Source organism: Sphingopyxis sp., assembly GCF_036402335.1.
Classification (GTDB): Bacteria; Pseudomonadota; Alphaproteobacteria; order Sphingomonadales; family Sphingomonadaceae; genus Sphingopyxis.
This window is the reverse complement of sequence record NZ_DASWTD010000499.1, coordinates 1-1,587: the sequence shown is the minus strand read 5'-3', so window position 1 is coordinate 1,587 and position 1,587 is coordinate 1. Positions and strand designations below refer to the sequence as shown.

2 protein-coding genes and 1 pseudogene are annotated in these 1,587 nt (G+C 66.5%); 2 read left to right on the top strand and 1 reads right to left on the bottom strand.

Annotation, left to right across the window (positions count from 1 at the left end; translation table 11 throughout):
- A pseudogene (locus VGD20_RS16300) lies at window positions 1-195 on the top strand (hypothetical protein); the annotation flags it as partial.
- A 6-nt stretch (window positions 196-201) separates the two neighbouring features.
- Here the strand turns inward: VGD20_RS16300 and VGD20_RS16295 are convergent.
- Window positions 202-834: a TetR family transcriptional regulator C-terminal domain-containing protein gene (locus VGD20_RS16295; protein WP_331135450.1), complete on the bottom strand. Its 633-nt coding sequence runs from the start codon at window positions 832-834 to the stop codon at window positions 202-204.
- Window positions 835-890: 56 nt separating this feature from the next.
- On the opposite strand from VGD20_RS16295, the gene VGD20_RS16290 reads away from it, so the two are divergent.
- A partial coding sequence (locus VGD20_RS16290; protein ID WP_331135449.1) for an aromatic ring-hydroxylating dioxygenase subunit alpha occupies window positions 891-1,587 on the top strand: 697 nt, incomplete at its 3' end.

Here is a 1,587-nt window from a genome sequence, read left to right as displayed (position 1 = left end):
CCGAGCATGTCGGCGGGCGCGACCGACAGTCTGCATTTTCGCGCGCAGGGCGTCCCGAGCTACGGCGTGGCAAGCCTGTTCATGCGCGCCGAGGACGGCTTCGCGCACGGGCTCAACGAGCGCGTACCCACGGGCACGATTGCCGACGCGCTCGGCCAGTGGCACGCGGTGCTGACCGATCTGGGCAGCAAATAAGCCGGGTCAGCCGAAGGCGGGACGTTCGAGCAAGGTATCGAGCCAGCGCACCGCCATCGCGCTCGCCTGTTCGGGGGTGAAGGTGGTGGGGTCGAGCGAAAGCTCCAGCCACAGCCCGTCGACGAGTGCGGTGAGCGCGATCGCGACGGGGCCCGCCTCGGCGCTCGCCATGTCGCACGCCCCGAGCAGGTCCTCGAGATCACCACGATAGGCGCAGTAGGTTTCGCCGTGGATCTTCGCGATATCGGCGTCGGTCTTGACGAGGCTCCAGAAGGCAAGCCAGGTCGCGAGCAGCGAGGGATCGGTTATGGGGGGCTTAAAGCTCGCGGTCACATAGGCGATCAGCCGGTCGCGTGGCACGTCCCCCGCAGCTGCAACCGCCGCGGCGAAGGTTTCCGCCACGCGCTGCGTCACCTCGCGATAGGTTTCGGCGACGAGCGCGTCGACGCCCGCGAAATAGTGGCGGAGCAGCCCGGGTGATACGCCCGCACGCGCGCAGATCGTACGCACCGAGGTGCCCGCGACACCCTTTTCGGCAAGGCAGGCGGCGGTGGCGTCGATCAGCGCCTGACGACGCTGGTCGGCGGGTTCGCGGGTGAAACTGGCGCGGCCTTGGTTGAGCATCGGGTTTACACCCATAAGCAGTGTTGCACGGTTCGTCACCTTGTTATACGATCGTATAACAAGGAGTCCCCATGGTCCAGCCCGCCCTCGCAGATCCGCGCCGCAACACCGATCCCGACGAGGGCTGGAGCCTGCCCGCGTGGATCTATCACGACCCCGAATATTTCCAGGTCGAGATGGCGCGGATGATGCGGCCGAGCTGGCAGGTGGTGTGCCATGTGAGCGACGTCCCCGATATCGGCGACTGGCACACGCTCGATTTCCTGAACGAGAGCATCCTCGTCATCCGCGGCGAGGACCTCCGGTTACGCGCCTTCACCAATGTCTGCCGCCACCGCGCATCGAGGCTGGTCGACGGATCCTCGGGCTGCGCGAAGAAGCTGATCTGCCCCTATCACGCCTGGACCTATGCGCTCGACGGACGGCTGACAGGCGTGCCGGGCAAGAGCGAATATCCGACGCTGGTGATGGCCGATAACGGCCTTTCCCCCGTCGAGCTCGAGATCTGGCAGGGCTTCATCTTCGTGCGGCTCGAAGGCGGCGGACCCTCGGTGGCGAGCATGATGGCGCCCTATGAGGCGCGCGTGGCGCCGTACCGGTTCGAGGATCTGCGCGCGCTTGGCCGCGTGACGATGCGCCCGCGCGCGGTCAACTGGAAGAATGTCGCGGACAATTATTCGGACGGACTTCATATCCCCGTCGCGCATCCCGGGCTGACGCGGCTGTTCGGGCGCGGCTACGGCGTCGAGGCCGAGGAACATGTCGACC

Coding starts and splice junctions, on each gene's coding strand:
- VGD20_RS16295 (WP_331135450.1), bottom strand. CDS start 834: ATGGGTGTAAACCCGATGCTCAACCAAGGCCGCGCCAGTTTCACCCGC.